Annotated in this window: 28 protein-coding genes and 1 pseudogene; 14 read left to right on the top strand and 15 right to left on the bottom strand. The window is 58.5% G+C overall.

The features are described 5' to 3' along the window. Positions 1-44 precede the first annotated feature (44 nt). Positions 45-1,235, top strand: coding sequence for a glycosyltransferase family 4 protein (locus CJU81_RS05725; protein ID WP_095035848.1), 1,191 nt, complete (start codon positions 45-47; stop codon positions 1,233-1,235). Here the strand turns inward: CJU81_RS05725 and CJU81_RS05720 are convergent. Together CJU81_RS05720 and CJU81_RS05715 are read right to left on the bottom strand one after the other, a co-directional pair. After that, positions 1,232-1,714 (bottom strand): glutathione peroxidase, encoded by a 483-nt coding sequence (locus CJU81_RS05720; protein WP_095035847.1) that lies wholly within the window; start codon positions 1,712-1,714, stop codon positions 1,232-1,234. The genes CJU81_RS05725 and CJU81_RS05720 overlap by 4 nt on opposite strands. Before the next feature lie 135 nt (positions 1,715-1,849). Beyond that, positions 1,850-2,335, bottom strand: a complete 486-nt coding sequence (locus CJU81_RS05715) for an FKBP-type peptidyl-prolyl cis-trans isomerase (RefSeq protein WP_095035846.1) — start codon at positions 2,333-2,335, stop codon at positions 1,850-1,852. On the opposite strand from CJU81_RS05715, the pseudogene CJU81_RS05710 reads away from it, so the two are divergent. The 3 genes and pseudogenes from CJU81_RS05710 (at position 2,334) to CJU81_RS05700 (ending at position 5,706) form a co-directional block, all read left to right on the top strand. Continuing rightward, positions 2,334-2,641: pseudogene (locus tag CJU81_RS05710) on the top strand (DUF3565 domain-containing protein). The gene CJU81_RS05715 and the pseudogene CJU81_RS05710 overlap by 2 nt on opposite strands. A gap of 59 nt (positions 2,642-2,700) precedes the next feature. Then, on the top strand, positions 2,701-4,800 hold the full coding sequence (pta, locus tag CJU81_RS05705; protein WP_095035845.1) for a phosphate acetyltransferase: 2,100 nt from the start codon (positions 2,701-2,703) through the stop codon (positions 4,798-4,800). Beyond that, positions 4,801-5,706, top strand: coding sequence for an acyltransferase (locus CJU81_RS05700; RefSeq protein WP_095035844.1), 906 nt, complete (start codon positions 4,801-4,803; stop codon positions 5,704-5,706). It begins immediately after the preceding gene. Positions 5,707-5,892: 186 nt separating this feature from the next. Here CJU81_RS05700 and cysN read toward each other — a convergent pair whose 3' ends face one another. The 3 genes from cysN to CJU81_RS05685 all read right to left on the bottom strand — a co-directional run bounded on the left by cysN (position 5,893) and on the right by CJU81_RS05685 (position 9,720). After that, on the bottom strand, positions 5,893-7,791 hold the full coding sequence (cysN, locus tag CJU81_RS05695) for a sulfate adenylyltransferase subunit CysN (RefSeq protein WP_095035843.1): 1,899 nt from the start codon (positions 7,789-7,791) through the stop codon (positions 5,893-5,895). 9 nt (positions 7,792-7,800) lie between these two features. Next, on the bottom strand, positions 7,801-8,718 hold the full coding sequence (gene cysD / locus CJU81_RS05690; protein WP_095028988.1) for a sulfate adenylyltransferase subunit CysD: 918 nt from the start codon (positions 8,716-8,718) through the stop codon (positions 7,801-7,803). A 243-nt stretch (positions 8,719-8,961) separates the two neighbouring features. Next, entirely contained in the window at positions 8,962-9,720 is a 759-nt protein-coding gene (locus CJU81_RS05685) for a Nif3-like dinuclear metal center hexameric protein (RefSeq protein WP_095028989.1), read from the bottom strand. A gap of 100 nt (positions 9,721-9,820) precedes the next feature. Between CJU81_RS05685 and algW the strand changes: the two genes are divergently transcribed. After that, positions 9,821-10,975 (top strand): Do family serine endopeptidase AlgW, encoded by a 1,155-nt coding sequence (gene algW, locus CJU81_RS05680; RefSeq protein WP_095035842.1) that lies wholly within the window; start codon positions 9,821-9,823, stop codon positions 10,973-10,975. Positions 10,976-11,093: 118 nt separating this feature from the next. Here the strand turns inward: algW and hisC are convergent, their stop codons facing one another. The 10 genes from hisC to CJU81_RS05630 all read right to left on the bottom strand — a co-directional run bounded on the left by hisC (position 11,094) and on the right by CJU81_RS05630 (position 19,138). After that, positions 11,094-12,146, bottom strand: a complete 1,053-nt coding sequence (gene hisC, locus CJU81_RS05675; RefSeq protein ID WP_095035841.1) for a histidinol-phosphate transaminase — start codon at positions 12,144-12,146, stop codon at positions 11,094-11,096. A 2-nt stretch (positions 12,147-12,148) separates the two neighbouring features. Further along, positions 12,149-13,474, bottom strand: a complete 1,326-nt coding sequence (hisD, locus tag CJU81_RS05670) for a histidinol dehydrogenase (protein WP_095035840.1) — start codon at positions 13,472-13,474, stop codon at positions 12,149-12,151. Positions 13,475-13,622: 148 nt separating this feature from the next. After that, the gene (gene hisG, locus CJU81_RS05665) at positions 13,623-14,258 is read right to left on the bottom strand and encodes an ATP phosphoribosyltransferase (RefSeq protein WP_095035839.1); all 636 of its coding nucleotides are present in this window, start codon (positions 14,256-14,258) and stop codon (positions 13,623-13,625) included. Positions 14,259-14,439: 181 nt separating this feature from the next. After that, positions 14,440-15,705, bottom strand: a complete 1,266-nt coding sequence (gene murA, locus CJU81_RS05660; RefSeq protein ID WP_095028992.1) for a UDP-N-acetylglucosamine 1-carboxyvinyltransferase — start codon at positions 15,703-15,705, stop codon at positions 14,440-14,442. 31 nt (positions 15,706-15,736) lie between these two features. Beyond that, complete coding sequence (locus CJU81_RS05655) at positions 15,737-15,976, bottom strand: BolA family protein (protein ID WP_003439919.1); 240 nt, start codon at positions 15,974-15,976, stop codon at positions 15,737-15,739. Between the two features lie 115 nt (positions 15,977-16,091). Beyond that, positions 16,092-16,397 carry an STAS domain-containing protein gene (locus CJU81_RS05650; RefSeq protein WP_095035838.1) on the bottom strand — a complete coding sequence of 102 codons (306 nt, stop codon included), beginning with the start codon at positions 16,395-16,397 and terminating at the stop codon, positions 16,092-16,094. Beyond that, entirely contained in the window at positions 16,394-17,053 is a 660-nt protein-coding gene (locus CJU81_RS05645; protein ID WP_095035837.1) for an MlaC/ttg2D family ABC transporter substrate-binding protein, read from the bottom strand. The genes CJU81_RS05650 and CJU81_RS05645 overlap by 4 nt, the downstream gene beginning before the upstream one ends. An 11-nt stretch (positions 17,054-17,064) precedes the next feature. Further along, a complete protein-coding gene (gene mlaD, locus CJU81_RS05640) occupies positions 17,065-17,532 on the bottom strand; it encodes an outer membrane lipid asymmetry maintenance protein MlaD (RefSeq protein ID WP_016781805.1) in 468 nt (155 codons plus the stop codon). Next, positions 17,532-18,329, bottom strand: coding sequence for a lipid asymmetry maintenance ABC transporter permease subunit MlaE (mlaE, locus tag CJU81_RS05635; protein WP_095028995.1), 798 nt, complete (start codon positions 18,327-18,329; stop codon positions 17,532-17,534). The genes mlaD and mlaE overlap by 1 nt, the downstream gene beginning before the upstream one ends. Continuing rightward, positions 18,329-19,138 (bottom strand): ATP-binding cassette domain-containing protein, encoded by an 810-nt coding sequence (locus CJU81_RS05630; RefSeq protein WP_095035836.1) that lies wholly within the window; start codon positions 19,136-19,138, stop codon positions 18,329-18,331. The genes mlaE and CJU81_RS05630 overlap by 1 nt, the downstream gene beginning before the upstream one ends. A 292-nt stretch (positions 19,139-19,430) precedes the next feature. On the opposite strand from CJU81_RS05630, the gene CJU81_RS05625 reads away from it, so the two are divergent. The 9 genes from CJU81_RS05625 to rapZ all read left to right on the top strand — a co-directional run bounded on the left by CJU81_RS05625 (position 19,431) and on the right by rapZ (position 26,218). Then, positions 19,431-20,405 (top strand): KpsF/GutQ family sugar-phosphate isomerase, encoded by a 975-nt coding sequence (locus tag CJU81_RS05625; protein ID WP_095001144.1) that lies wholly within the window; start codon positions 19,431-19,433, stop codon positions 20,403-20,405. Then, positions 20,405-20,929 carry a KdsC family phosphatase gene (locus tag CJU81_RS05620; RefSeq protein ID WP_095028997.1) on the top strand — a complete coding sequence of 175 codons (525 nt, stop codon included), beginning with the start codon at positions 20,405-20,407 and terminating at the stop codon, positions 20,927-20,929. Before CJU81_RS05625 ends, CJU81_RS05620 begins: the two co-directional genes overlap by 1 nt. Before the next feature lie 8 nt (positions 20,930-20,937). After that, positions 20,938-21,510, top strand: a complete 573-nt coding sequence (gene lptC / locus CJU81_RS05615) for an LPS export ABC transporter periplasmic protein LptC (RefSeq protein WP_095035835.1) — start codon at positions 20,938-20,940, stop codon at positions 21,508-21,510. After that, a complete protein-coding gene (lptA, locus tag CJU81_RS05610) occupies positions 21,497-22,042 on the top strand; it encodes a lipopolysaccharide transport periplasmic protein LptA (RefSeq protein ID WP_095035834.1) in 546 nt (181 codons plus the stop codon). The genes lptC and lptA overlap by 14 nt, the downstream gene beginning before the upstream one ends. Further along, positions 22,042-22,767: an LPS export ABC transporter ATP-binding protein gene (gene lptB / locus CJU81_RS05605; RefSeq protein WP_016781798.1), complete on the top strand. Its 726-nt coding sequence runs from the start codon at positions 22,042-22,044 to the stop codon at positions 22,765-22,767. Before lptA ends, lptB begins: the two co-directional genes overlap by 1 nt. Before the next feature lie 236 nt (positions 22,768-23,003). Beyond that, positions 23,004-24,497 carry an RNA polymerase factor sigma-54 gene (locus CJU81_RS05600; protein WP_095035833.1) on the top strand — a complete coding sequence of 498 codons (1,494 nt, stop codon included), beginning with the start codon at positions 23,004-23,006 and terminating at the stop codon, positions 24,495-24,497. Between the two features lie 75 nt (positions 24,498-24,572). Further along, the gene (hpf, locus tag CJU81_RS05595; protein ID WP_016781796.1) at positions 24,573-24,881 is read left to right on the top strand and encodes a ribosome hibernation-promoting factor, HPF/YfiA family; all 309 of its coding nucleotides are present in this window, start codon (positions 24,573-24,575) and stop codon (positions 24,879-24,881) included. A gap of 12 nt (positions 24,882-24,893) precedes the next feature. Continuing rightward, positions 24,894-25,358 (top strand): PTS IIA-like nitrogen regulatory protein PtsN, encoded by a 465-nt coding sequence (gene ptsN, locus CJU81_RS05590; RefSeq protein WP_095029001.1) that lies wholly within the window; start codon positions 24,894-24,896, stop codon positions 25,356-25,358. 2 nt (positions 25,359-25,360) lie between these two features. Continuing rightward, on the top strand, positions 25,361-26,218 hold the full coding sequence (gene rapZ / locus CJU81_RS05585; protein ID WP_095029002.1) for an RNase adapter RapZ: 858 nt from the start codon (positions 25,361-25,363) through the stop codon (positions 26,216-26,218). The last annotated feature ends 4 nt before the right edge of the window (positions 26,219-26,222 follow it).

Genomic DNA, 26,222 nt, shown 5'->3' with positions numbered 1-26,222 from the left:
CACCGTGACACATTGACGTCATGACCCCAACGCACACTGGGGTCATGACCACAGCCCTTCATATCGCCCTTGTTACCGAAACCTTCGCCCCTGAAATCAATGGAGTGGCCAATACCCTTGGCCATCTGTGTGAGGGCCTGCGCGCACGCAATCACCGTGTAGAGCTGATTCGCCCGCGCCAGCCCGATGATGGCAATCAACGCAGCAGCGACGAACTGATGCTCTGCCGCGGCTTCCCGCTACCCGGCTATCCCGGTCTGCAATGGGGCCTGACGTCCACCCACCGATTGACCCGGCGCTGGCGCCAGCAACCCCCGGATGTGGTCTATATCGCCACCGAGGGCCCGTTGGGCTTATGCGCCCTGCGTGTTGCCCGACGCCTGGGCATTACCGCAGTCACCGGCTTTCATACCAATTTCCAGCAGTACTTGCGTCAGCATGGCCTGACCCTGTTTACCCGCGCACTGACCCATTACCTGCGCTGGTTCCACAACCGCTCGGCGCTGACCCTGGTGCCCAGCACCAGCCAGCGTGTGGAGCTTGAACGCAGGCATTTCGAACGCCTGGAGCTGCTCCCGCGCGGCGTCGACAGCCAATTATTCAGCCCGGCCAAACGCCAGCAGGCATTACGCCAAAGCTGGGGCCTCAGAGAACAGGATATTGCCCTGCTGCATGTCGGACGGCTGGCACCGGAAAAAAACCTGAATGCACTCAAGCGCTGTTTCGATGAGCTGCAAGCGCGCTATCCCGCACGCCGCTTCAAGTTGATTGTAGTGGGCGACGGCTCAAAACGGGCGACGCTGGAAGCAGCACTGCCTGAAGCAATTTTTTGCGGGCAGCAGTCAGGCGAAGCGCTGGCGTGCCATTACGCCTCGGGGGATGTTTTTTTGTTTCCGAGCCTGAGCGAGACTTTTGGCAACGTGGTGCTCGAAGCGCAGGCCTCTGGCCTGGGTGTGGTGGCCTATGACGAGGCCGCTGCCGGGCTGCATATCCGGCATGGCTACAACGGCGTGCTGGCCATGCCGGGTGATGAATACGCCTGGATCGAAGCCGCCTGCTGGCTGCTGGAAGCTCCCGAGACCTTGCGTACCTTGCGCCTCAACGCCCGCCGCCATGCTAGCCGGCAGACCTGGCCGGGCATTATCGAACAGTTCGAAAGCCAGTTGCAGCGAGCTTGCCTGGGCCACGAATGCGCAGCCCCGATTGCGGTCCAGATCGCAGCAAAGAAGCCTTAAGCCAGGGACTTTTCGATAGCATGGATGACCGTGGCATCGTCTGGCGCGGTACGCGGTGAAAAACGCGCCAATACCCGGCCATCCTTGCCTACCAGAAACTTCTCGAAGTTCCAGGTGATATCCCCTTCAAATTCGGCGCCCTCGCCTGCCAGCAGCCGATAAAGCTGATGTCGATCAGGCCCGTTGACCTCAAGCTTGCTGCTCAGAGGAAAAGTGACGCCGTAATTGAGGCTACAAAACTCCTGAATTTCCTGCTCGCTGCCCGGCTCTTGTCCGGCGAACTGATTGCATGGCACGCCCAAAATACTGAAACCCTGGCCTTTGAATTGCTGATACAGGTTTTCCAGTGCCGCGTATTGAGGGGTCAAACCGCACTTGGAGGCAACGTTAACAACCAGTACCACCTTGCCTTTGAAGATATCCAGCGGCAGCGGCTTACCATCCAGCGCGTCCAGGGTAAGTTCGTGAAATGCACTCATGACGGACTCCAAAAATTCCCGTATCCACATTCAAACAATCGTTCAGTTCACCGATTGCCCTCATAACCCAGGATGCAAAAAGGCGCCCGAAGGCGCCTTTCCTGGCTAGCTCACATGTGAGCGTAGCAGCACTTATCAGTGCTGATGACCGCCTTCACCGTGTACGTGACCGTGAGCGACTTCTTCTTCGCTCGCGTCACGGATGGCAACAACCTTGACCTTGAAGTTCAGACGCTGACCAGCCAGTGGGTGGTTACCGTCTACAGTCACGTCGTCGCCGTCCAGATCACGGATGGTCACGATTTGCATTTGGCCGTCCGGCGCCGAAGCGTGGAACTGCATGCCAACTTCCAGTTGGTCAACGCCTTCGAACATGCTGCTGCTCAAAGTGCTGACCAGCTCGGCGGAGTACTCGCCGTAAGCGTCTTCCGGCTCAACGGTAACGTCCAGCTCGTCACCGACGGCCTTGCCAACCAGAGCCTTTTCCAGACCCGGAATGATGTTGCCAGCGCCTTGCAGATAAACCAGCGGCGCGCCGCCGGCGGAACTGTCGATGACCTCACCAGCGTCGTTGGTCAGGGTATAGTCGATGGAGACAGCCTTGTTGGCGGCGATCGTCATGGGGCGAGACCTTTTGCAAAAAATAATGAGTGCGCAAGTTTAACCAAGCAATCGCCCGAAAGCGAACACAACCAAGACCAACGGATAATTTTGAAAACATCAACGATCATTGGCTGGCGTCAGGATGAAGAGCTGCACTGGGTTGCCGTGCTCTCCTGTGGCCATACCCAGCACCAGCGCCATCAACCGCCCTGGCAATCCCGGCCGTGGGTGCTTGACCCCGGGCAACGCCAGGCAAAAATAGGCCAGCCCTTTGCCTGTGGCTGGTGTGCTCAAGAGGCGGATAGCGCTAATCTTGGCAATTGATTCAGGCACAAGCCCGTATAAAGGGTGTTGCCCTTGCACTGCCACGTCAGGAAGCTCGCATGCAAACTTTCTTTATCGCGCCCACCGATTTTGGTGTGGGTCTGACCTCCATTAGCCTGGGCCTGGTTCGCACCCTTGAGCGCGCCGGGTTGAAAGTCGGCTTTTTCAAGCCCATTGCCCAGCCGCACCCGGGGGATTTGGGCCCTGAGCGCTCCACCGAACTGGTGGCCCGCACCCACGGCCTCAAGCCGCCTACCCCGCTGGGTCTGGCCCATGTCGAGCGCATGCTGGGTGACGGCCAACTGGATGAGTTGCTCGAAGAGATCATCAACCTCTATCAGCAGGCCGCCATCGGCAAGGACGTGCTGATTGTCGAAGGCATGGTGCCCACCCGCACCGCCAGTTACGCAGCCCGGGTCAACTTGCACCTGGCCAAGAGCCTGGATGCCGAAGTGATCCTGGTCTCGGCCCCGGAAAACGAAGTGCTGACCGAACTGTCTGGCCGAGTGGAGTTGCAGGCCCAGCTGTTTGGCGGGCCAAAAGACCCGAAAGTGCTGGGCGTGATCCTCAACAAGGTGCGCACCGACGAAAGCATGGAAGCCTTTGCGGCACGCCTCAAAGAGCATTCGCCGCTGCTGCGCAGTGGTGATTTCAAGTTGCTGGGCTGCATTCCCTTTCAGCCCGAACTGAACGCTCCGCGCACCCGCGACGTGGCCGAGTTGCTGGGAGCCCAGGTGCTCAATGCCGGAGATTATGAAACCCGGCGCATGTCAAAAATCATCCTGTGCGCACGCACCGTGCTCAACACCCTGCAACTGCTCAAGCCCGGCGTACTGGTGGTGACCCCCGGTGATCGCGATGACATCATCCTGGCCGTCAGCCTGGCCGCGATGAACGGCGTACCGCTGGCCGGCCTGCTGCTGACCAGTGACACCCAGCCCGACCCGCGCCTGATGGAGCTGTGCCGTGGCGCCCTGCAAGCCGGGTTGCCGGTGCTGTCGGTGAGTACCGGCTCGTACGACACCGCCAACCGTCTCAATGGCCTGAACAAGGAAATTCCCATCGATGATCGTGAGCGTGCAGAAATCATCACTGATTTCGTCGCCAGCCACCTCGATGCCCATTGGCTGCACCAGCGTTGTGGTACACCCCGGGAAATGCGCCTCACCCCCGCCGTGTTCCGCTATCAGCTAATCCAGCGCGCCCAGCAGGCCAACAAGCGCATTGTCCTGCCCGAAGGCAGCGAACCCCTGACCGTTCAGGCTGCGGCCATTTGCCAGGCCCGCGGTATCGCCCGTTGTGTATTGCTGGCCAAGCCCGAAGAAGTCCAGGCAGTGGCCAAGGCCCACGGCTTCGAACTGCCCGAAGGCCTGGAAATCCTCGACCCGGACCTGATCCGCGGCCGTTACGTCGAACCGATGGTGGCCCTGCGCAAAACCAAAAGCCTCAACGCACCGATGGCCGAGCAACAACTGGAAGACCCGGTGGTGATTGGTACCATGATGCTGGCTCTGGATGAGGTCGACGGCCTGGTTTCAGGGGTGATCCACTCCACCGCCAACACCATCCGCCCTGCCCTGCAGCTGATCAAAACGGCACCGGGCTGTACGCTGGTGTCATCCGTGTTCTTCATGTTGTTCCCCGAGCAGGTGCTGGTGTACGGCGACTGCGTGATGAACCCGCACCCCAGCGCCACTGAACTGGCTGAGATCGCCCTGCAAAGCGCCGACTCTGCCGCTGCGTTCGGCATTACCCCACGGGTGGCGATGATCAGCTATTCCAGCGGTGAGTCGGCCAGCGGTGAAGAAGTCGAAAAAGTCCGCGAAGCTACTCTGCTGGCCCATGAAGCACAGCATGCGCTGCTGATCGACGGCCCGTTGCAATATGACGCAGCAGCCAACGAAGTGGTGGCCAGGCAACTGGCCCCCAACAGCCAGGTGGCGGGTCGGGCTACAGTGTTCGTGTTCCCTGACCTCAATACCGGCAACACCACGCACAAAGCCGTACAGCGCAGCGCTGACTGCGTGAGCCTGGGACCCATGCTGCAGGGGCTGCGCAAACCAGTAAACGATCTGCCTCGCGGCGCACAAGTGGACGACATCGTCTACACCATCGCCCTTACGGCGATTCAAGCCGCCAACCGACCTATGGATGTGTAAATGCTGGACTTTCTGCCTGCGCCGTTACGCGGCGTCATCGCTTCACTGCTGCTGGCAATCAACACCATCCTGTGTTGCACGCCGCTGTTCATCGTCGCGATTTTCAAACTGTGCCTGCCATTCCCGGCGGCGCAACGACTGACCGACGAATTGATGCGCCGGATCCACGAAGCCTGGGTCGGCAACAACAACCGCTGGATGGACCTGATTCGCAAGACCCGCTGGCATATCAAGGGCCTTGAGGGGCTGGACTACGAGCACTCGTACCTGGTGACCAGCAACCACCAGAGCTGGGTTGACATCATGGTGCTGCAATATGTGCTCAACAAACGCATCCGCCCGCTGAAATTCTTCCTCAAACAGGAATTGATCTGGGTGCCGGTGATCGGCCTGGCGTGGTGGGCGCTGGGCTTTCCGTTTATGAAGCGCTACTCCAAGGCGTACCTGGCCAAACATCCGGAGAAGAAAGGCGCCGATCTGGCAACCACGCGCAAGACCTGCGCCAAGTTCAAGAACCAGTCGGTAGGCATCTTCAACTTCGTCGAAGGCACGCGTTTCACCGAAGCCAAGCATGCGCAGCAGAACTCGCCGTTTCGCTACCTGCTCAAGCCCAAGGCCGGCGGCATTGCTTTTGTACTGGATGCGATGGGTGAGCAGTTGCAGTCAATCGTCAACGTGACCATTCACTACCCGGGCGGGCGTCCGGGGTACTGGGACTTGTTGTGCGGCAATGTGAAAGACGTGGTCGTGGTATTTGAAGAACTGCAAATACCCGATGAATTCCTGGGCAAGAACTACGACCAGGACCCGGAGTACCGCCTGGCGTTCCAGAGCTGGATCAACCAGCTGTGGGAAGACAAGGACCGAATGCTGGAGCAATTGCATCGGGAATATCCGGCACAGTGAAGAAGATCGAAAGCCCCTCACCCTAACCCTCTCCCAAAGGGAGAGGGGACTAAAGGCAAAAGCAGGCCTGTGCAACACCACAAATCAGCCCCCTCTCCCTCGGGAGAGGGCTGGGGTGAGGGGAAAATACAGCGCCCAATAAAAAGCCCGCCACCGATCACTCGGTGGCGGGCTTTTTAGTGTGGCTTAAATTGCGCCGCGTTGACGCAACAGGTCCAGCACCTGCTTGACGCTTTCTTCCAGTGACAGCGTTTGCGTGTCGACCACCAGGTCGGCATTCAACGGCACGTCATACGGGAAGGACTCACCCGGAATGTTGTCGCCACCCGCCGCATACAAACCTTGCGGGTCACGCTCTGCACACACGGCCGGGGATGCCTGCACATACACAGTAAGCAGACGGTCGTTGCCAATCAGCGCCTTGGCCTGTTCGCGGCCTTCGGCATCCGGCGCCACGAACGCGGCCAATGTCAGCAGGCCGGCTTCGTTGAACTGGCGCGCCACGTGAGCGGCACGACGCCAGTTTTCAGTACGACCGGCACGATCCTGTGGCAGCCCCTTATTCAGGTCATGACGCAGGTTCTGACCATCGAGTACAAATACCGCACGGCCCATGTCGAACAGCTTGCGCTCAACGGCATAGGCCAGGGTGCTCTTGCCGGCGCCGGACAGGCCGCTGAACAGAACGGTGGCTGGCTGCTGGCCAAAGCGCTGGGCACGTTCTTCAACCGCCACATGCGCCAGTTTGCCGTGATGGGTCGCACTGCCATGACTCAACGGCTGGGCAACGATCATGCCTGCACCGACAGTGCCATTGGTCAGGCGGTCGATGATGATGAACGAACCGGTGGTGCGGTTGCTGGCGTAGCCGTCCAGGGCGATCGGGGCGTCGAGGCTGATCTTGACCTTGCCGATCTCGTTCAGTTGCAAGGCGCTGGCCGGGCCCTCTTCCAGGGTGTTCACATCGACCTTGTTGACGATGCTGGCAACCGAACCCGGTACATAGCTGGTCGCGCGCTTGATGTCGTACTTCTTGCCCGGCAGCATCGGCTCTTCAGCCATCCACACCAGCATGGCTTCGAAGTTGTCAGTCACCAGTGGCACGTTGTCGGCATGCACCAACAGGTCGCCACGGGAGATGTCGATCTCGTCTTCCATGGTCAGCGTAACGGCCTGGCCCGGGCCTGCGTGTTCCAGCTCACCTTCAAAGGTGACGATGGATTTGACGCGGCTGCTCTTGCCCGACGGCAATACCACAATTTCATCGCCCTTGTGCACGATACCGCTGGCCAGGGTGCCGGCAAAACCACGGAAGTTCAGGTTAGGACGGTTCACGTACTGCACCGGGAAACGCAGATCGGTGAGGTTGCGGTCGGCCGCCACTTCCACGGTTTCGAGGATTTCCATCAACGACTGGCCGGTGTACCACGGCGAGCGCTCGGACTTGTTCACCACGTTGTCGCCTTTAAGGGCGGACATCGGCACAAAGTGCAGGCTGGTCGGCTTGAGCTTCAAGCCTTCGGCGAACTTCAGGTAGTCGGCCTTGATCGACTCGAACACACCTTCGTCGAAACCCTTGAGGTCCATTTTGTTGATGGCCACAACGATATGCTTGATGCCCAGCAACGAGGCAATAAAGCTGTGACGACGGGTCTGGGTCTGCACGCCGTAACGGGCATCGACCAGAATGATCGCCAGGTCACAGGTGGACGCACCGGTGGCCATGTTGCGGGTGTACTGCTCATGGCCAGGGGTGTCGGCAATGATGAATTTGCGCTTGGCGGTAGAGAAATAGCGATACGCCACGTCAATGGTGATGCCCTGCTCGCGCTCGGCTTGCAGACCGTCAACCAGCAGTGCCAGGTCGATATCGTCGCCCGTGGTGCCGCTTTTTTTCGAGTCGCGGGTAATGGCTTCCAGATGGTCTTCGTAGATCATCTTGGAGTCGTGCAACAGGCGCCCGATCAGGGTGCTCTTGCCGTCATCGACGTTGCCGCAGGTCAGGAAACGCAGCATTTCTTTGCGTTCGTGCTGGCCCAGGTAGGCGAGGATGTCCTCGCTGATCAAATCAGATTGGTGCGACATGACAACCCCTTAGAAATAACCTTGACGTTTTTTATCTTCCATTGAGCCGGCGCCATCGTGATCGATGACTCGGCCCTGGCGCTCGGAAGTTCGCGTCAGGAGCATTTCCTGGATGATGTCGGTCAGGGTCTCAGCCTCTGACTCTACCGCGCCGGTCAGCGGGTAGCATCCCAAGGTACGGAAGCGGACCTTTTTCTTGACGATTCGAGCCTTGTCTTCGTCAGACAGGTGCTCAAGGATACGGTCGTCGTCGATCATGATCAGCGTGCCGTTCTTCTCGATAACGTCGCGCTCGGCCGCAAAGTACAGCGGCACGATCGGGATGCCTTCAAGGTAGATGTACTGCCAGATATCCAGCTCGGTCCAGTTCGACAACGGGAACACACGGATAGACTCGCCCTTGTTGACGTTGCCGTTGTAGACGTTCCACAACTCGGGGCGCTGGTTTTTCGGGTCCCAGCGGTGCTTGCTGTCACGGAACGAATACACGCGCTCTTTGGCACGGGATTTTTCTTCGTCGCGACGCGCGCCACCAAAGGCGGCATCAAAGCCGTATTTGTCCAGAGCCTGCTTCAGGCCCTCGGTTTTCATGATGTCAGTGTGCTTGGCGCTGCCGTGGGTGAAAGGGTTGATCCCTTGCGCCACGCCGTCCGGGTTGACGTGAGTGATCAAGTCCAGGCCCAGCTCGGCAACCATCTTGTCGCGAAAGCTGTACATCTCCTGGAATTTCCACTGGGTGTCGACATGCATCACCGGAAACGGCAGCTTGCCAGGGAAAAACGCCTTGCGTGCAAGGTGCAGCATCACGGCGGAATCTTTACCGATCGAGTACAGCATCACCGGGTTATCGAACTCGGCGGCCACCTCGCGGATGATGTGGATGCTTTCCGCCTCCAGCTGTTTCAGGTGCGTCAGTTTGTCGACCATGGCTACTCACGAAAGCTATCTTATGAACGGCCTGCGGGCCGTGTTCGAGGGACGAATGCTAGCACAGCGCCCTCTTCTATTGAGGGCGCCAACTAGATCGAAAAGGTCTAAGAATAGATCGCAGAGTTTGGCCCTTCAGCCCTTGTAGTCGCTGCCGAAGGCTGCGAAAAGGGCCGCTGGTCCTTTATGGATCTGGGGGCGCTACGCACCCTATCGCAGCCTGCGGCAGCGACTACATAAGCCTCAAATCGGATTCGGGCAATCGATAAACAGGTGTTCCACAGCGAAGCGCCGCGCCAGGTAGTCGCCCAGGGCCTGCACGCCATAACGCTCGGTGGCATGATGGCCGGCGGCTATAAAGCTGATGTCGTTTTCCCGGGCACTATGGAAGGTTTGCTCCGATGCTTCGCCGCTCAGGTACAAATCCACGCCCGCCAGCACGGCCTGATCGATATAGCCCTGCCCGCCTCCGGTACACCAGCCCACACGGCGGATCATGTCACTGCCTTCAATCAGCAACGGCTCACGCCCCAGCGCTTCCTGCACGCGACGGGCGAAATCACGGGCGGTCACAGGTTCGGCCAAGGAGCCAACCAGCCCCACCACTTTCGAATTGCCCGGATCCAGCGGCCCTTCGACAGTGATGTCCAGTTGCCGTGCCAACTGCACGTTGTTGCCCACTTCAGGGTGCAGATCCAGCGGCAAGTGATACGCCAGCAGGCTGATGTCGTGTTTGAGCAGGGTTTTCAGGCGGCGCTGTTTCATGCCGGTGACGCAAGGGTCTTCGCCCTTCCAGAAATAACCGTGGTGCACCAGTATCAGGTCAGCCTGGGCCTCGACGGCCGCATCCAGTAATGCCTGGCTGGCGGTCACGCCACTGACGATGCGCATCACCTGCGGGCGCCCTTCGACCTGCAAGCCGTTGGGGCAATAATCACTGATGGAGGCACTGTTGAGGTAACGATTTGCTTCTTCTACCAGCGTGCTCAAGGCGACAGCCATAAAAGACTCCTAAATATAGCGTTCAGAGCCGGGCGGCCCTCGTATAATGGCGCCATTATGGGCCGTCAGAATGGCTCTGCAACCTTCAGGACTGAGTTCAATGTTTAAGGCTTTGCGTTTCTTTGGCTGGCCGTTGCTGGCCGGTGTGCTTATCGCTTTGCTGATTATCCAGCGCTACCCGCAATGGGTTGGGCTGCCGAGCCTGGACGTCAATCTGCAACAAGCCCCGCAAACCAGCTACATGCAGCAGGGGCCCGTGACCTACGCCGATGCAGTGGTGCGCGCCGCCCCGGCCGTGGCCAACCTGTACACCACCAAGGTGGTGAACAAAAACGCCCGCCCATTGTTCGAAGATCCGCAGTTCCGTCACTTTTTCGGCAACAACGAGCCCAAGCAGCGTCGCATGGAGTCCAGCCTCGGTTCCGCAGTGCTGATGAGCCCGGAAGGCTATTTGCTGACCAACAACCATGTGGTCGCCGGGGCCGACCAGATTGTGGTGGCACTCAAGGATGGTCGTGAAACCCACGCCCGGGTCATCGGCAGCGACCCGGAAACCGATCTGGCGGTACTGAAGATCGACCTCAAGAATCTGCCGGCCATTACCATCGGTCGCTCGGACACCTTGCGCATCGGTGATATTGCCCTGGCCATTGGCAACCCGTTTGGCGTAGGCCAGACCACCACCATGGGCATCATCAGCGCCACCGGGCGCAACCAGTTGGGTCTGAACAACTACGAAGACTTTATCCAGACCGATGCCGCGATCAACCCGGGCAACTCGGGTGGCGCATTGGTAGATGCCAACGGCAACCTGACCGGGATCAACACCGCGATCTTCTCCAAATCCGGCGGTTCACAGGGCATCGGTTTCGCGATCCCGATCAACCTGGCCATGGAAGTCATGAAGTCGATTATCGAGCACGGCCAGGTGATTCGCGGCTGGCTGGGTATTGAAGTGCAGCCATTGACCCAGGAGCTGGCCGAGTCGTTTGGCCTGAGCGGTCGACCAGGGATTGTGGTCGCGGGGATTTTCCGTGATGGCCCGGCGCAAAAAGCCGGCTTGCAACTGGGGGACGTGATTTTGAGCATTGATGGTGAGCCCGCCAACGACGGCCGCCGCTCGATGAATCAGGTGGCGCGGATCAAGCCTTCGGACAAGATCACGATCCAGGTCATGCGCAACGGCAAAGAGCTCAAGCTCACTGCCGAAGTGGGCCTGCGACCACCGCAAGAGCAGCCGCCGCAGAACGACTGAAAACCCTCACCCCAACCCTCTCCCAAAGGGAGAGGGGGCCGATTTGTGGTGCTGCGCGAATACTGCTCTTGCTTTAGTCCCCTCTCCCTCCGGGAGAGGGCTAGGGTGAGGGCAGCGGTTACAAGTCTGACAGCCCTTCAATCAACGCTGCATTCTGCTCCGGCGTACCAATGCTGATCCGCAGGAACTGGGCAATGCGCAGTTGCTTGAAGTGACGCACGATCACGCCCTGCTCGCGCAACTTGGCCGCCAGCGCCGCCGCATCGTGCTCCGGGTGACGGGCGAAGATAAAGTTCGCGGCCGATGGCAGCACTTCAAAACCCAGCGCCTGCAATTGCCCGATTACCTGTTCACGGCTGTCGATCACCCACTGGCAGGTGTGCTCAAAGTACTCACGATCGGCAAACGCTGCCGCCGCCCCTACAATGGCGATACGGTCCAGCGGATAAGAGTTGAAGCTGTTCTTGATCCGCTCCAGCGCTTCGATCAGATCCGGGTGACCCACCGCCAGGCCAACACGCAAGCCAGCCAGGGAGCGCGATTTGGACAGGGTCTGGGTGACCAGCAGGTTCGGGTAGCGATCCACCAGGCTGATAGCCGTCTCACCGCCAAAATCGATATACGCCTCATCCACGACCACCACTGAATCCGGGTTGGTCTTGAGGATCTGCTCGATGGCTTCCAGCGCCAACAGGCAACCTGTCGGTGCGTTGGGGTTCGGGAAAATAATTCCGCCATTGGCCCGGGCATAGTCCGCAGGCTGGATCTGGAACTGCTCATCCAGTGCTACGGCGTCAAATTCGATGCCGTACAAACCGCAGTAAACCGGATAAAAGCTGTAGCTGATATCCGGGAACAGCAGCGGTTTGTCGTGCTGGAACAGACCATTGAATACATGGGCCAGCACTTCGTCAGAGCCGTTGCCCAGGAACACCTGATCGATCTGCACGCCGTAGTACTCCGCCACCGCCTGCTTGAGCAGGTCACTGTTGGGGTCCGGGTACAGACGCAGGTTGTCGTTGATTTCGGCCTGCATCGCTGCCAGTGCTTTAGGCGAAGGCCCGTAGGGGTTTTCATTGGTGTTGAGCTTGACCAGTTTGGTCAGCTTCGGCTGCTCGCCCGGCACATAAGGCACCAGCTCTTTTACGAATGGACTCCAGAACTTGCTCATGCTTATTGCCCCTGTTTGTCGGCGAGGATGCGGTATTCGGCACTGCGGGCGTGACCGGTCAGCGACTCGCCGCGGGCGAGAATCGAAGCGGTTTTGCCCAACTCGGAAGCACCCTGCTCAGAGCAGAAGATGATCGAGGAGCGCTTCTGGAAGTCATACACCCCCAGCGGCGACGAAAAACGCGCCGTGCCGGAAGTCGGCAATACATGGTTGGGCCCCGCGCAGTAGTCGCCCAACGCCTCGGAGGTGTGACGCCCCATGAAAATCGCACCAGCGTGGCGGATCTGCGGCAACCAGGCTTGCGGGTCAGCCACCGACAGCTCCAGGTGTTCCGGGGCAATGCGGTTGGCGACGTCGATCGCCTGCTGCATGTCGTTCACCTGAATCAGTGCACCGCGACCATTGATCGAGGTTTCGATGATTTCGGCGCGCTCCATGGTCGGCAGCAGTTTGGCGATGCTGGCCGCTACCTTGTCGAGGAACTCGGCATCGGGGCTGACCAGAATCGCCTGCGCGTCTTCGTCGTGCTCGGCCTGGGAGAACAGGTCCATGGCAATCCAGTCCGGGTCGGTCTGGCCATCGCAGACCACGAGAATTTCCGAAGGGCCGGCGATCATGTCGATACCGACCTGGCCAAACACATGGCGCTTGGCAGTAGCGACATAGATGTTGCCCGGGCCTACTACTTTGTCTACTTTCGGCACACTTTCGGTGCCATAAGCCAGTGCTGCAACCGCTTGAGCACCACCAATGGTGAACACCCGGTCAACGCCCGCAATGCAGGCGGCAGCCAGCACCAGCTCATTGATTTCGCCACGCGGGGTCGGCACGACCATCACCACTTCGGTTACGCCAGCAACCTTGGCCGGAATCGCGTTCATCAGCACCGACGACGGGTACGACGCCTTGCCACCCGGTACGTACAGACCGGCTCGATCCAGCGGCGTGACTTTCTGGCCCAGCACCGTGCCATCGGCTTCGGTGTAGCTCCAGGAGTCCTGTTTCTGTTTTTCGTGGTAGCTGCGCACGCGCTGTGCGGCTGTTTCCAGTGCTTCACGTTGTGGCGCAGTGATGCGGGTCAGGGCCAGTTCCAGACGCTCGCGCGGCAGGATCAGGTCAGCCATCGAGGCCACTTCAAGGCCGTCGAAACGCTGGGTGAATTCGACCAGGGCTGCATCACCGCGCTCGCGCACGGCCTTGATGATGTCGAGCACACGCTGGTTGACCGAGTCGTCAGACACACTTTCCCAGCTCAGCAGATGATCCAGATGCTGCGCGAAGTCCGGGTCAGCAGCGTTGAGTCGGCGAATTGCAGTGGGAGCGGTCATAGCGAGGGCCTCGGTAATGGGCGAATGCTTGGAATAGGGGTTTTGCACAGCTCAGGCACCACAAGACTACCAAGCCATCCGCGTGGGTACCTGAGATTTCTGGCTATTGCGCGGATAGATGGGCGCGGCAAGAAGCCGCGCAGGTGAGTCAGCCGCGGTGTCGAGATTCCACTGCTTTGCGCAGGGTATCGATCAGGGCTTGAATACGGGCGTGCTGCATTTTCATCGAAGCCTTGTTAACCACCAGGCGGGAGCTGATGGCGGCAATGAATTCCTGGGGTTCCAGGCCATTGGCGCGCAAGGTGTTGCCGGTATCGACCACGTCAATGATCTTGTCGGCCAGGCCAATCAGCGGGGCCAGCTCCATCGAGCCGTACAGCTTGATGATGTCGACCTGACGGCCTTGTTCGGCGTAGTAACGCTTGGCGACGTTGACGAACTTGGTCGCAACGCGCAGACGGCCCTTGGGTTCGGCGACACCAATGGCACCGGCGGTCATCAGCTTGCACTGGGCAATCTGCAGGTCCAGCGGCTCGTACAGGTCCTGGCCACCGTACTCCATCAGCACGTCTTTACCGGCCACACCGAGGTCGGCGGCACCATGCTCAACGTAAGTCGGCACGTCGGTGGCACGGACGATCAGCAGGCGGACGTCGGGCTGTGAAGTCGGGATGATCAGCTTGCGGCTTTTGTCCGGATTCTCGGTCGGCACAATGCCTGCTTCGGCCAGAAGCGGCAGGGTGTCGTCAAGGATACGGCCCTTGGACAGTGCAATGGTCAACATGGGAAACGTAAGTCCTTATCAGGGTACTTTTGCCCGTGCGCAATCGGCGCCGGACAAGCATCGAGCCTGATATCAGGCTCGACTTGAACGATTCGAGGCCAGGTAAGGTAACGCTTGCAAGCCGTTACGTCACCTGGCAGCTGGACACTATCCCTGTGCCCATGATGCCAAACAGCAAAAACTAGCCCGGAACGCGGCGGATTTTGGCGCCCAGCATTTGCAGTTTTTCTTCGATGCACTCGTAACCACGGTCGATGTGGTAGATGCGGTCGATCAGGGTATCGCCTTCAGCCACCAGCGCCGAAATCACCAGGCTGGCCGAAGCACGCAGGTCGGTCGCCATGACTGGCGCGCCCTTGAGGGTCTCGGTGCCAGTAACGATGGCAGTGTTGCCTTCAACCTGGATCTTGGCGCCCATGCGGTGCAGTTCATACACGTGCATGAAGCGGTTTTCGAAGATCGTCTCTATCACTGCGCCCGTGCCTTCGGCAATGGCGTTGAGCGAGATGAACTGCGCCTGCATGTCGGTCGGGAACGCCGGGTACGGAGCCGTACGCACGTTCACCGCTTTAGGGCGCTTGCCGTGCATGTTCAGCTCGATCCAGTCTTCACCGGTAGTAACTTCGGCGCCGGCTTCCTTGAGCTTCTCAAGAACAGCTTCGAGGATGGTCGGATCGGTATCCTTGACCTTCACGCGGCCACCGGTCACGGCAGCTGCGACCAGGTAAGTACCGGTCTCGATACGGTCAGGCATCACGCGGTAGGTCGCTGAGTGCAGCTCTTTGACGCCATCAATGGTGATGGTGTCAGTGCCTGCGCCGCTGACCTTGGCGCCCATGGCGTTGAGGAAGTTGGCCAGGTCGACGACTTCAGGCTCGCGTGCAGAGTTCTGCAACACGCTGCGGCCATTGGCCAGAGCTGCGGCCATCATGATGTTCTCGGTACCGGTCACGCTGACGGTATCGAAGAAGAAGTTGGCACCGCGCAAGCCGCCTTCCGGTGCCTTGGCCTTGATGTAGCCGCCTTCAACATCGATCACTGCGCCCATGGCTTCAAGGCCGCGGATGTGCAGGTCAACCGGACGCGAACCAATGGCGCAACCGCCTGGCAGGGCTACTTCGGCATAACCGAAGCGCGCAACCATCGGGCCCAGCACCAGGATCGACGCACGCATGGTTTTAACCAGTTCGTACGGTGCGACCAGGGTTTTGATGGTGTTCGGGTTGATTTCGACGCTGAGCTTCTCATCGATCACCGGCTCAATGCCCATGCGACCGAACAGCTCGATCATGGTGGTGATGTCATGCAAATGCGGCAGGTTGGCAACCGTTACCGGGCCATTGCACAGCAAGGTCGCAGCCAGAATCGGCAAGGCAGAGTTTTTTGCCCCGGAAATACGGATCTCGCCATCAAGACGGGCACCGCCGGTAATAATCAATTTATCCATAACAATCTCGACGCCAATGGGCTCAGGGGGCTCAGGTGCGCTCGGCCCAGGCCGCGCTGCTGAAGAATTTCATAGTGACCGCATGGATGCTGCCATCAGCGATCCAAGGGTTCAAATGGGCATAGATGCTTTGTTGACGTTTGACCGGGCTCAGGGCCACCAGTTCGTCACTGATCACGTTCAACTGAAAGTTGCAGCCTTCGCCCTCAACTTCTACTTGGGTTCCTGGCAGCTTTCCTTCAAGAAAGCTCTTCACTTCTACGGCCTGCATGCTCAACCTCAATCGGCGCCTAACGCGCACGGGTCGGCCATCATACAAAAAAGCCCCGCGCCTGCGAACCCCGCATAACAGGACTCTGACAGGGGGGCTTTATAATATGTGGCGATTAATGATGTGCCAGCAGTTCGGTAACACCCGAGACCTGGGCGATTTCGCGCATATCTTCAGGCATGGCACGAATGCTCAATGGCTTGTTCAGGGCTTGGGCATCACGGATAAAACACAGCAGCAGCGACAAACCTACGCTGCTCGATTTGGTCACGCCCGAGCAGTCAACCACCAGCTCTTTGGCCAGTGCTTTTTTGATCAGGGCCTGGCCTTCTGTGCGCAAGCGGGGACCAGTCTGATAATCGAGCACGCCAGTCAGGCGCAGCTCGCTCTCGCCGGCCAGGGTTATGGCCGCTTCACTCATTGGCCAGCTGCCTTGGGCGATGCCGCATCAGTGGTCTGCTTGGCCTTGGCCACTTCACCAGCCCAGTTGTCGATGGTTTTATCCAGGTTATTGCCGTTGCGCTGCATGGCATCAGCGAACTGATCACGGAACAGCTTGCCAATATTGATGCCATTGATGATTACGTTGCGCACTTTCCACTCGCCGTTGACCTTGTTAAGGGTATAGGACAGTGGGTAAATGGCGCCGTTGTCGCCCTTGACGGTCATGTCGACACTGGTGCGATCGCCGCTTTCGTCCTTGGCCGGGCCAACAGTAATACCCTGGTTCTTGAATTCAAGCAGGGCATTGCCATAGAACTGCATCAGGCTGCGCTTGAAGTTCTCTTGAAAGCGCTGCATCTGGGCAGGCGTTGCATTACGCGAGTACTTGACCGTCATGATGCTTTTTGAGATGCCATCGACATCTACCGCCGGGCCGACGATTTCGTTCAGGGCATCGTAGAACTTGCTCGGGCTTTGTTTGTATTGCTCTTTGTTGGCAGCCAGATCGGCCAGCAACCGGGTCGTGGTATCTGAAACGATGTCATGGGCCGACTGCCCCGGTGCCGCGTTCGCCACCAGAGGAAGGGCTGCGGCCAGTATTACCAGCAGGCCACGGCGCAAGTGAGAAATCATCTAAAAGCTCCTTATTTGGCGTCTTTGCTAACGGTATTGAGCAGGAATTTGCCGATCAGGTCTTCAAGGACCAGCGACGACTGTGTGTCGTGAATGGTGCCACCATCCTTGAGGATGGCGTCTTCGCCACCCACGCTGATGCCGATGTACTTCTCGCCCAGCAGGCCAGCCGTAAGGATAGACGCTGTCGAATCCACAGGCAGGTTATCCACCGCTTTTTCGAGCTGCAATGTGACGCGGGCCATGTAGTTGTCACGGTCCAGGTCGATCGCCGTTACCTTGCCGATGGTCACGCCAGCCATGGTGACTTTGGCGCGCACGGTCAGGCCGGCAATATTGTCGAAATTGGCATAGAGCTTGTAAGTGTCAGTGCTCGCCGTCGGGGACAGCCCGCTGACCCGCAGGGCAAGCAACAGCAAAGCCAGGATGCCAGCCAGCAGGAACAGGCCGACACCGATTTCCATGGTGCGGTTTTGCATCAGAAATCTCCAAACATCAAGGCGGTCAAAATAAAGTCCAGCCCGAGGACTGCCAGTGAGGCATACACCACGGTCTTGGTAGTGGCACGGCTGATCCCCTCTGAAGTGGGCTCACAGTCATAACCTTGAAACACGGCAATCCAGGTCACCACAAAGGCAAACACGATGCTTTTGATGATCCCGTTAATTACGTCACCACTGAAGGTTACGCTGTTTTGCATATTGGCCCAGTAGGAACCGTCGTAGACGCCCAGCCAGTCTACAGCGACCCACGAACCACCCCAGATCCCGACCACACTGAAAATCATCGCCAGCACCGGCAGGGAAATGAACCCGGCCCACAACCGCGGCGCAATAATGTACTTGAGCGGATCGACACCAATCATTTCCAGACTGGACAGTTGCTCGGTCGATTTCATGTTGCCGATTTCAGCGGTCAGCGCCGAACCCGCACGCCCGGCGAACAGCAAGGCGGTCACCACCGGCCCCAGCTCACGCAGCAAGGTCAGGGCAACCATCTGCCCGACCGCCTGCTCGGAACCATAGCTGGACAGGATGCTGAAGCCCTGCAGCGCCAGTACCATGCCGATAAATATGCCGGACACGACAATGATCACCAGCGACATGACACCCACGGAGTGCAGTTGCTTGATCAGCAAACCAAACCCGCCACCAATACCGCCACGCCCCAGCAATGCATGAAACAGGAACACTGCCGAGCGCCCCAGTACCGCGACGGTGTCGATCCCGGCCCTGCCGAACAGACCGATACGGCTCATTAATGAAGTCTTGCGCATCAGCGCTTCCCCAGTAGATCGGTTCGGTAGTCCGACGCCGGAAAGTGGAACGGAACCGGACCATCCGGATCGCCGGTCATGAACTGACGAATGCGCGGATTATCGGCGTTCATCAACTCTTCCGGCGTGCCCTGCCCCAGCACCTGGCCATCACCGACTACATATAGATAGTCGGAAATACTCGCAGTTTCTGCCAGATCATGAGAAACCACGATGCTGGTGATTCCCAATGCATCATTGAGCAGACGAATCAGGCGTACCAACACGCCCATTGCGATGGGGTCCTGCCCCACGAAAGGTTCGTCATACATCAGGATCTGCGGATCGAGGGCAATTGCCCGCGCCAGTGCTACCCGGCGCTTCATGCCGCCGGACAACTCGTCGGGCATCAGATCGATGGCCCCGCGCAAGCCCACCGCCTGCAATTTCAGCAAGACGATGTCACGAATCATTTCTTCCGGCAGCTCGGTATGCACCCGCAGCGGGAAAGCAACGTTCTCGAACACGTCCAGATCGGTAAACAGCGCACCGCTCTGGAACAACACGCCCATGTGCTTGCGGGCATCAAACAAATCACTGCGCGACAGGGCCGGCAAGTTTTGATTGTTGACCCACACTTCGCCGCTGCTGGGACGCAGTTGCATGCCCATCAGGCGCAAAAGTGTGGTCTTGCCGCAGCCAGACGGGCCCATGATCCCCGTGACCTTGCCACGCGGGATACGAATATCGACATTATTGAAGATGCTGCGCGTACCGCGCTTGAAGGACACTCCCTTCAGCTCGACCGCGTAGGCGTTATCGGCGCTCATCTAAACTCCTTGCGATGCAGCCTCTGCCTCTCACCCGGACACCAAACTTCTTGTGAAGAAGCACGCGTTCCCTGGCGGGCCGAACTGGCGGCGAACTATACCACTGCACATAGTGACCGCCCAAGACCGAAGGAGTGCCGGTTAAGTCTCGGTACAGTGAAATAAACAGGTTTTTTCTGCAAACACACGAGTACTTTGCATTCAGAGACAACAAAGCCCTGCGATCAAGCGTGAGGGAAAGCCATATAACCGCTATAATCTTTGCCTTTTCTCAGGCTACCCGACTTCAACCATGAGCCAATCCAGCGACCTGATTCAATCTGCCCAGCGCACCATCCGCCTCGAACTGGAAGCCGTAGAGGGCTTGCTGACACATATCGACGCAGATTTCGTACGTGCTTGCGAGATGATTTTGGCTAGTAAAGGCCGGGTAGTCGTGGTTGGCATGGGCAAGTCAGGGCATATCGGCAACAAGATTGCCGCGACCCTGGCCAGCACCGGCACCACGGCTTTTTTTGTTCACCCGGCAGAAGCCAGCCATGGCGACATGGGCATGATTACTCGCGATGACATCATTCTCGCGCTGTCCAACTCCGGCTCGACCGCTGAAATCGTCACCCTGCTGCCGCTGATCAAGCGCCTGGGCATCAAGCTCATCAGCATGACCGGCAATCCCGAATCGCCATTGGCCAAGGCCGCCGATGTCAGCCTGGACGCCCGCGTGGCCCAGGAAGCCTGCCCGCTGAACCTGGCACCGACTTCGTCCACCACCGCCACCCTGGTGCTTGGCGATGCACTGGCCATCGCCCTGCTCGAAGCCCGCGGTTTTACCGCTGAAGACTTCGCCTTCTCCCACCCGGGGGGTGCGCTGGGCCGCCGCCTGCTGCTCAAGGTCGAAAACGTTATGCATTCGGGCGACGAGCTGCCACAAGTGGTGCGCGGCACGCTGCTCAAGGAAGCGCTGATGGAAATGACCCACAAGGGCCTGGGCATGACCGTAGTCATAGAAGAAGACGGTCGACTGGCCGGAATCTTTACTGACGGCGACTTGCGCCGCACCCTGGACCGAGAAATCGATATCCGCAACGCCACCATCGACGCAGTCATGACCCCGCACGGCAAGACCGCTCGCGCCGACATGCTGGCCGCCGAAGCGCTGAAGATCATGGAAGATCACAAAATCAGCGCACTGGTGGTTGTCGACAAGCAAGATCGCCCGGTGGGCGCCTTGAACATGCACGATCTGCTACGCGCAGGAGTAATGTAATGACCCAGGAACTTCTCAAGCGCGGCAAAAACATCAAGCTGGCCATTTTTGATGTTGATGGAGTGTTGACCGACGGTCGCCTGTACTTCCTCGAAGATGGCAGCGAATTCAAGACCTTCAACACCCTCGACGGCCAGGGCATCAAGATGCTCATGGCCGCCGGAGTACAGACAGCAATCATCAGCGGTCGCAAAACCCCGGTGGTTGAGCGCCGCGCACAAAACCTGGGAATTCCACACCTGTATCAGGGCCGGGAAGATAAATTGGTCGTTCTGGACGAGCTTCTTGGCCAACTCAACCTAAGCTATGAACAGGTTGCCTACCTGGGTGACGACTTGCCTGACCTGCCGGTAATCCGCCGCGTCGGCCTGGGCATGGCTGTGGCCAATGCCGCGAGCTTTGTTCGTGAGCACGCCCACGGCGTGACCCTGGCACGTGGCGGCGAAGGTGCCGCCCGCGAATTCTGCGAACTGATTCTGCGTGCCCAGGGCAGCCTGGACGCAGCTCACGCCGCCTACCTATAGAGCTTTGTATGCTTAGCAAAAAGATTCGCCAAATACTGCTGTTCGCGGTGATTGCCTCGCTGTTTGCAGCGGTTGGCTACTGGAATATCAGGCCGGAACGCTTTCTCGATGCCCCTACCCTGGCGGTTGATGAAAAAGCTATCGACTATTTCGCCATCAATGCGCACAGTCGTCAGTTTTTGCCTGACGGCAAGCTGCAATACGAGATGACCTCCGAGAAGCTGGAACATTTGAAAGCTTCCGAGGTCACTCAATTGACCCAACCCGATATGCAGCTATACCGCGGCACGGCATACCCGTGGCACGTGAAAAGCGAGCGCGGCGAAGTCAACCCGGACGGCACCGAGGTCGAGCTGATCGATTCGGTGCGTGTTGCCCGTACCGATGACAAAAACCGCACCACCATTATTACCAGTACACGCATGACTGTATTCCCCCAGAAGGAATATGCGCAGACCGAGCGAGACGTTAGAATCGACGGCGCTGGCGGCGTAACCACTGGCAAGGGAATGAAAGCATATTTGAAAGACGGCAGGATGGACCTGCTGTCCAACGTAAGAGGACAGTATGAGTCTCGTTAAAACCCTCCCATTATTGCTCAGCCTGAGCGCAGCACTGGGAAGCGTGAGCGCCTGGGCTCTGCCGAACGACAACGAACAGCCTATCCGCATCCAGGCCAACGAGGCGCAACTGGATGACAAGCAAGGTATTGCCACCTACAAGGGCGATGTCATCATCACCCAGGGCTCGATGAAAATCACCGGTAACACCGTCACCATCACCCGTAATGCTGCGGGCGAAATCGACGTGGTTACATCCGTAGGCAACCTGGCCTACTTCGAGCAACTGCAGAAAGCCACCGACCCCAAACCGGTTCAGGCTTACGCCGTCACCATTCAATACCATGCGCCACAAAACCGCATCGTGCTGATTGACAAGGCCAAGGTCATCAACGACGGCAACACCACCGAAGGCGAGAAAATCGTCTACGACACGGTCAAGCAGGTCGCCAATGCCGGCCGGGCCAATGGTGCCAATGTCACTGCGCCACGCCCGCGCGTCGACATGGTGATCCAGCCCAAGAAGAAAACCGACCAGCAGAAGGCCCAGTAATGGCAACTCTGAAAGCCCAGCATCTGGCCAAAAGCTACAAGAGCCGTCAGGTAGTGCGTGATGTCAGCCTGTCGATCGACAGCGGGCAAATCGTGGGCCTGCTTGGCCCTAACGGCGCGGGCAAAACCACCTGTTTCTACATGATTGTCGGCCTGGTGCATGCCGATCAGGGCCGCGTCCTGATCGACGACCTGGACGTCAGCCATGAGCCCATGCACGGTCGCGCACGCGCCGGTATCGGTTACCTGCCACAGGAAGCCTCGATCTTTCGCAAGCTGTCGGTGGCCGACAACATCATGGCGATCCTAGAAACCCGCAAGGAGCTCGACAAGGCCGGTCGTCGCAAGGAGCTGGAAAGCCTGTTGCAGGAATTCCATATCAACCACATTCGCGACAACCTGGGCATGAGCCTGTCGGGTGGTGAGCGTCGCCGGGTAGAAATCGCCCGCGCACTGGCTACAGCTCCCAAGTTCATTCTGCTCGACGAACCCTTTGCCGGTGTCGATCCGATCTCGGTGGGCGACATCAAGCAAATCATCTACCACCTCAAGGCCAAGGGCATTGGCGTGCTGATCACGGACCACAATGTCCGTGAAACGCTCGACATCTGCGAAACCGCCTATATCGTCAACGACGGGCAACTGATCGCTGAAGGCGATGCTGAAACGATTCTGGCCAACAAGTTGGTGAGAGAAGTTTACCTGGGCCACGAGTTCCGCCTGTAAGCCCGGACATATCACGGGCCGCCGGGGCATCCGGGCAGTAAAAAATGCGCCAGCTTTTTATTGCCCAAATGCTCAACCGGGCACTCCCGATCAGCACCCCACCCGCAAACTAATTTAGACCGCCCCCTAGGCAAACGCACCAGTTTCAGGCATATAATTTGCTTATGTTTGGCGCTCACGCGCCCTGTAGTGGATGGCGCCATGTGCGCCGGCGAATAAGGTGTTAAGCCCCTGCCATGAAACCATCGCTAGTCCTGAGAATGGGCCAGCAGCTGACTATGACACCTCAGCTGCAACAGGCCATCCGCCTGCTCCAATTGTCGACCCTCGACCTGCAACAGGAAATCCAGGAAGCTCTGGAGTCCAACCCGATGCTCGAACGCCAGGAAGAAGGCGACGACTTCGACAATGCAGACCCCCTTGCCGACAACATTGAGCAAAAGCCCAATCCCGACGTTCAAGAGCCCTCCTACCAGGAAACCGCCCAGACCGTAGACAGTCTGGAAGATGGCGACTGGGGCGAGCGCATCCCCAACGAACTGCCCGTGGACACCGCCTGGGAAGATATCTACCAGACCAGCGCCAGCAGCCTGCCAAGCAACGACGATGACGAGTGGGACTTCACCACCCGTACCTCCACCGGCGAAAGCCTGCAAAGCCATCTGCTGTGGCAATTGAATCTGGTACCGATGTCCGATACCGACCGCCTGATCGGCGTGACCCTTATCGACTGCATCAACAACCAGGGCTACCTGGACGAGACCCTCGAAGAAATTCTCGAAGCGTTCGACCCCGAGCTGGACATCGAGCTCGATGAAATCGAAGCCGTCCTGCACCGCATCCAGCAATTCGAGCCGGCCGGCATTGGCGCTCGCAACCTGGGCGAGTGCCTGCTACTGCAGTTGCGCCAATTGCCGGCCAAGACACCCTGGTTGAACGAGGCCAAGCGCCTGGTCACGGATTACATCGATCTGCTGGGCGCACGCGACTACAGCCAGCTGATGCGGCGCATGAAGCTCAAAGAGGACGAACTGCGTCAGGTCATCGAACTGGTACAGAGCCTCAACCCGCGCCCGGGTTCGCAAATCGAATCCAGCGAAGCTGAATACGTCGTACCTGACGTGATCGTGCGCAAGGACAACGAGCGCTGGCTGGTCGAGCTTAACCAGGAATCTGTGCCGCGCCTGCGCGTCAACGCGCAATACGCAGGCTTTGTACGCCGTGCAGACACCAGCGCCGACAACACGTTTATGCGTAACCAGCTGCAGGAAGCGCGCTGGTTTATCAAAAGCCTGCAGAGCCGTAACGAAACCCTGATGAAAGTGGCGACCCAGATCGTCGAGCATCAGCGTGGCTTTTTGGAATACGGCGACGAGGCCATGAAGCCGTTGGTGCTGCATGACATCGCAGAAGCCGTCGGCATGCATGAATCGACCATTTCACGGGTTACCACGCAAAAATTCATGCATACCCCGCGCGGTATCTATGAGCTCAAGTACTTTTTCTCCAGCCACGTCAGCACCTCCGAGGGCGGCGAATGCTCGTCCACCGCGATCCGTGCCATCATCAAAAAACTGGTTGCTGCGGAAAATCAGAAAAAGCCGTTGAGTGACAGCAAGATCGCTGGTTTACTGGAGGCACAAGGTATTCAGGTAGCCCGTCGCACCGTCGCCAAGTACCGCGAATCCCTCGGGATAGCGCCTTCGAGCGAACGCAAGCGTTTGATGTAAGCCACGGACCCCGGCGTTTCAGTGGCAGGCTGCTCGGCCTGCCGCTTTATGCAATGGCATCAAAGGAGAAACTGTATGCAAGTCAACATCAGTGGACACCAACTGGAAGTCACCGAACCGCTACGCGCATACATCGGCGAAAAACTCGACCGACTGGAGCGTCACTTCGACAAGATTACCAACGTACAGGTAACGATGGCGGTCGAAAAACTTAAACAGAAAATCGAGGCCACCTTGCACATCCATGGAGGAGAAGTCGTTGCCAACGCCGAGCATGACGATATGTATGCCGCCATTGATCTGCTCACTGACAAGCTTGATCGCCAACTGAAAAAGCATAAGGAAAAGACCCAAAGCCTGCTCCAGGGCGCAACCGGTCGTTAATACTCCCTACCCATGATCCGACTTGAAAGTATCCTGACCCCCGGCCGTTCCTTGGTGAACGCGCCGGGCGGCAGTAAAAAGCGCGCACTCGAACACATTGCCAACCTGATCAGCCGCGAAGTGCCTGGTCTCGAAATGCAGGATGTTTTTGAGAGCCTTATTGCCCGTGAAAAACTGGGTTCAACCGGTTTTGGCAACGGCATCGCCATACCCCATTGCCGCCTCAAGGGTTGCGAGTCGCCTGTGAGCGCCTTGCTGCACCTCGATGCCCCCATAGATTTCGACGCCATCGATGGCGCGCCGGTCGACCTGCTTTTCGTTTTGCTGGTGCCAGAAGCGGCAACCGATGCACACCTGGAACTGCTCCGGCAGATTGCCAGCATGCTCGATCGTAAAGACGTGCGCGAAAGACTGCGCAGTGCACCTAATAACGAAGCGTTGTACCAGGTTGTTCTGGACGTACAGAACGGTCATTAATCATGCGCTTAGTCATAGTCAGCGGACGCTCCGGCTCCGGTAAAAGTACTGCCCTCGCCGTCCTTGAAGACAACGGTTTCTATTGCATCGACAACCTGCCAGCCGGCTTGCTGCCGGAACTGGCCGAGCGGGCGTTGATTCACACTGAACTGGCGCAACCGCTGGTGGCCGTATCGATCGATGCGCGCAACCTGCCAAGCCACCTGTCACGCTTCCCGCAGTTGCTTGAAGAGGTGCGTAACCGGCATATCCAGTGCGACGTGCTGTACCTGGATGCCGACGAAGAGACCTTGCTCAAGCGATTCTCGGAAACCCGCAGGCGTCACCCGCTCAGCAGTGCGAGCCGTTCGCTTGCCGAGGCCATTCGCGATGAAACCCAGCTTTTGGGCCCCATTGCCGACCTCGCTGACCTGACCATCAACACCACCAATCTGAACCTGTATCAGCTGCGTGACACCATCAAGCTGCGCCTGTTGAACAAGCCTGAGCCCGGTACCGCCTTTTTGGTGGAATCGTTTGGCTTCAAGCGCGGGATGCCGGTGGATGCCGACCTGGTCTTTGACGTACGCTGCCTGCCCAATCCGTACTGGAAGCCTGAATTGCGCGAGCAGTCGGGGCTGGACCAGCCGGTAGCCGATTACCTGGCGGCACAACCTGATGTCGAAGAAATGTACCAGGACATCTCCAGCTACCTGCTCAAATGGCTGCCGCGCTTTGCTGCCAGCAATCGCGCTTATGTGACGATTGGTATTGGTTGCACGGGCGGCCATCACCGCTCGGTGTACCTGACCGAACGCCTGGGCAAATGCCTGCAAGAAACTCTGAAGAACGTCCAGGTTCGCCACCGCGACCTTACTTGAAGGA

Source organism: Pseudomonas fragi, assembly GCF_002269505.1.
Taxonomy (GTDB): Bacteria; Pseudomonadota; Gammaproteobacteria; order Pseudomonadales; family Pseudomonadaceae; genus Aquipseudomonas; species Aquipseudomonas fragi_D.
The sequence above is the reverse complement of the archived record's forward strand: the minus strand, read 5'-3'. Positions and strand labels throughout refer to the sequence as shown.